The sequence below is a fragment of the Pseudoflavonifractor sp. 524-17 genome, assembly GCF_009935845.1.
GTDB lineage: Bacteria > Bacillota > Clostridia > Oscillospirales > Oscillospiraceae > Pseudoflavonifractor_A.
This window is the reverse complement of record NZ_QWEK01000098.1, coordinates 1-3533: the sequence shown is the minus strand read 5'-3', so window position 1 is coordinate 3533 and position 3533 is coordinate 1. Positions and strand designations below refer to the sequence as shown.

Annotated in this window: 3 protein-coding genes, 1 tRNA gene and 2 pseudogenes; 1 reads left to right on the top strand and 5 read right to left on the bottom strand. The window is 50.8% G+C overall.

Annotated elements, in window-relative coordinates:
- Nucleotides 1-57 precede the first annotated feature (57 nt).
- The 3 genes and pseudogenes from D1159_RS19925 to D1159_RS18515 form a co-directional block, all read right to left on the bottom strand.
- Complete coding sequence (locus D1159_RS19925) at nucleotides 58-495, bottom strand: type IIL restriction-modification enzyme MmeI (RefSeq protein WP_347563734.1); 438 nt, start codon at nucleotides 493-495, stop codon at nucleotides 58-60.
- Between the two features lie 54 nt (nucleotides 496-549).
- Nucleotides 550-1383, bottom strand: a pseudogene (locus tag D1159_RS19920) (DNA methyltransferase); the annotation flags it as partial.
- Nucleotides 1379-1588, bottom strand: a pseudogene (locus tag D1159_RS18515) (TnpV protein); the annotation flags it as partial. The pseudogenes D1159_RS18515 and D1159_RS19920, both read right to left, overlap by 5 nt.
- Before the next feature lie 184 nt (nucleotides 1589-1772).
- Here D1159_RS18515 and D1159_RS18510 point away from each other — a divergent pair.
- The gene (locus tag D1159_RS18510; RefSeq protein WP_202621166.1) at nucleotides 1773-2948 is read left to right on the top strand and encodes a recombinase family protein; all 1176 of its coding nucleotides are present in this window, start codon (nucleotides 1773-1775) and stop codon (nucleotides 2946-2948) included.
- A gap of 66 nt (nucleotides 2949-3014) precedes the next feature.
- Here the strand turns inward: D1159_RS18510 and D1159_RS18505 are convergent.
- Together D1159_RS18505 and D1159_RS20320 are read right to left on the bottom strand one after the other, a co-directional pair.
- Nucleotides 3015-3091: transfer RNA gene (locus D1159_RS18505), tRNA-Pro, on the bottom strand.
- A 226-nt stretch (nucleotides 3092-3317) separates the two neighbouring features.
- The coding region (locus D1159_RS20320; RefSeq protein ID WP_161847067.1) for a transposase at nucleotides 3318-3533 on the bottom strand (216 nt) is incomplete at its 5' end.

Sequence of the window (3533 nt, the reverse complement as noted above, 5' to 3'; positions counted from 1 at the left end):
CAGGCTATTTTTGCTGCTTTCTTCTTCCGTAAACAACTCACTTCAGATTGAGCATTTTTAAGTAATACTACTATAACGGCGTGTTTCAGAGGAATGGCGAGGGATGATGATATACTCACCGGCAGGATGCCGTATTTCTTGAAAGAGGGTTGGAGTATCCGCGCTCCTTTGTGTTGCCGCTTTTGTACTGTTCAGTCGGAACTGCCTTACTTGCTCCGCTCGCTCCATGATGAATGGGGACTTGCGCAGTTCAGAAGGAGATGCGCCGACCAGCCACAGGCAGTAGCGGGCTTTATTGTTGATGTATTCGGTTGCGCCATATATTTGCCGGATAAACTTTTCCGTTCCCGGTTCACGCTTGAGCAGTTCGTCACGTTCTTCTGGGGATAGGAATAGAAAGCCGCCATCTGTTGGTTTATTCCCATATACCATCTGTGGTACACTGCAAATAGAATTGGTCCGGCTATCAATAAATACATTGGGGGCATCAAGCAGATAGGGATTGATATTCTCTACTTCTTGATATCGCTCTGTTGTATAAATCCGCTTAGGCGCAGGATTAGGCGCATTACTGAACCCCACAATCACACAATGGACATGAGCCTTAATACTGGCTTCGCTGTCCCAACGGAATGTGCGGTGCGCAAAGTCGATGTGGAGGCCGAACCGCTCATAAAGCGGTTTCCAAACCCCCGCCACCTATTCGCCTTGGGTAATGGAATTGGTGGATACAAACGCTGTCCGAACGGCGGTTCCCTGCATCAACTGTGCCGCCTTGAAGTACCAGCCAGAAACATAGTCGATCTTGCCCGCTGTTTTGTAAGGCTTGCCCTTTTCATCAACATAGACGGAGAGAATATCATCTTTCTGCGCTTTGCTTTGCAGTGAGTAACCTACAAACGGTGGATTCCCCATAATGTAGTTCAGCTCATGCTTGGGGACAACACTTGCCCAGTCTACCTGGAGAGCGTTCCCCTCGGTGATATTGGCATAGGATTTCAACGGCAGAAAGTCCAAGGACATATGCACCACGTCCTCGGTTTCTTTCATCATCTGACTTTCTGCAATCCATAGGGCGGTCTTTGCCACAGTCACGGCGAAGTCGTTGATCTCGATACCGTAAAATTGACCGATGGACACTTGGATAGGATCGCCAACATCCAGCATAATCTGCCCCCGGTGGAGTAGGGAGAGCGTTTCGTTTTCCAGCCGTCGAAGGGAGATGTATGTCTCAGTCAGGAAATTTCCAGAGCCGCAAGCCGGATCAAGAAATTGCAGACCAGCCAACTTCTTTTGAAATGATTCCAATTTGGCCTTGCGGGTTCGGTCAACTGTAATTTCTTTGATTTCCGCAAACTCGGCTTTCAGTCCGTCCAGGAACATAGGTGTGCAACTTGCCCGTCAAAATCAGATGGTTGAGCAGAAGCGGGTTCGTTTCTTTCAGGTATGCCCGGTGCATCCGTCCCCATTTCCCGATAGGGCGGCCATCGTCCTCCGGCAGTTTAATAGTCGGAATATAGTAGTCCCCAACAAGGATGTAGTCAATGCCAGTGTCCTCGTTATGGATTCTCGATTTCAATTTGTTCATTGTGTTTACCTCCAAATGTGATAGTCCGATTTGGTTATCGGTAGCCGCTGCCGATAATACGCCATACCATCTCGCCAAAGGTAATCGACCGCCAATGCACTGCTGTGAAGTCATTCTTTATGTAAGGTTGACTAACGAATACTACGCCCGCGATATTTCCAAGAAGCGCCGGATCGTGAACAAGATGAAAGGCAATTCCGGCGTACTGCTGTCCCCGCCCCCCTATGGCTACATCAAGAACCCGGAGGACCCCCGCTTTTGGGTAATCGACCCGGAGGCCGCCGAGGTTATGCGGCGTATCTATCAAATGGCCCTGGACGGCTACGGGCTGGCGGAAACCGCCGCCGCGCTGGAGCGGGATGGGGTGTTCAATCCTACCTACTACTGGCGGAGCAAGGGGACCAGCCGGGGCGGTTCCAAAAGCACCGTGGAGGCCACCAAATGGGGCCATACCACTATCAAGAAAATTCTCACCTTGCAGGAGTATTGCGGGGACGTGATTAACTTCAAATCCTGCTCCAAGTCCTACAAGATGAAAAAGCGGATTGAGAACCCGGAGGAGAACCGGGCAATCTTCCTCAACGTCCACGAGGCCATTATAGACCGGCCCACCTGGGAAAAGGTGCAGAGCATGAAAAAGGGGACCCGCCGGAGGCGGCCCACCGTCACCCAGGAGCCCAGCGTCTTTTCCGGCGTTCTAAAATGCCCGGAGTGCGGCAACAACCTCAACTTCCACTTCAACCAGGGCAACCACGCTATTAAATTCTTTAGCTGTCAGAACCACAATTCCGGCCTCCGCAAGTGCTCCAAAACCCACTATATCCAGCTGGAATTTCTGGAGCGGGTGGTGCTGTACGAGGTGAATCGGCTGGCCTGTTTCGCCAACGAGTACGAGGACGATTTCATAAAGGCTATGATGGGTCGTTCCGCAAAAGTGACGGAGAATGAACGGGCCAGGAAGCAGCGGGAGCTGGATGGGCTGCTGGCGAGGGACAAAGAGCTTGACGGGCTTTTCGAGAGGCTTTACGAGGATAACGTGAGCCAGAAAATCAGCGACGCCCAGTTTGCGAAGATGTCCCAGCGGTACGAGCAGGAGCAGGGGGAGAACGCCAAGCGGATCAAGGCGCTGCGGCTGGAGCTGAAAAAGAGCGAGGGCCAGAGGATGGACGTTGGCACGTTTCTTGAAACGGTCCGGCGGTACACCAACGCCACCGAGATTACCCAGCACATCACCATCTATTATAACTGTATCGGCATTTTCTCCGTCCCTGACCGCCGGAAAATCCCGGTTGCGGAGATCACTATGGAGACGAGAAAGGGAGTAGCCGTCAGCTACTCCCCGGAGCGGATTGCCGTATAGGATTTTGAGCAAAAATAATGCGGAGTGTCCGCCAAGGATACTCAAATCCTATAAAGACACTCCGCATGGTCCGAGTGGCGGGATTTGAACCCACGGCCTCTTGGACCCGAACCAAGCGCGATACCAAGCTTCGCCACACCCGGATAGCCGTATACTGTGAAAACAGTACAGCCACACATCAAACAGGACAACAGGCTTTGCTACTGTCTCCGTCCTAATATAGTATAGTGATTTCGGGAGGGAATGTCAAGGCTCTTTTCTACAAAATTTACTTTGCTTTGTAGATTTGTCAATGAAGTGTTACAAAGTCGGCAAGGAATCTAATAACCTGTTTTGGAGTGCGCCATGCTAGAGTCTGTTTAAAACCTGTCAAAGTAACCATCTAAGGATACATGCAAGGCAGACAACAGCCCGGAAATAGAGTGCTTTCTTCTCATATCTGGTGGCAAAGCGGCGGTTGTTTTTCAGTTTAAGGAACAGATTTTCCACCAAATGGCGTTCTTTGTAAGTATGCCAGTCAATTTTTCTGGGATGTTTGGCAATGATACGGCTTGGAATTACCGCAATTCCGCCCCGCTCCTCCAA

What these genes read in the sequence shown, in the direction of transcription:
- D1159_RS18510 (WP_202621166.1), top strand. Translation starts at nt 1,773, where the DNA reads ATGAAAGGCAATTCCGGCGTACTGCTGTCCCCGCCCCCCTATGGCTAC.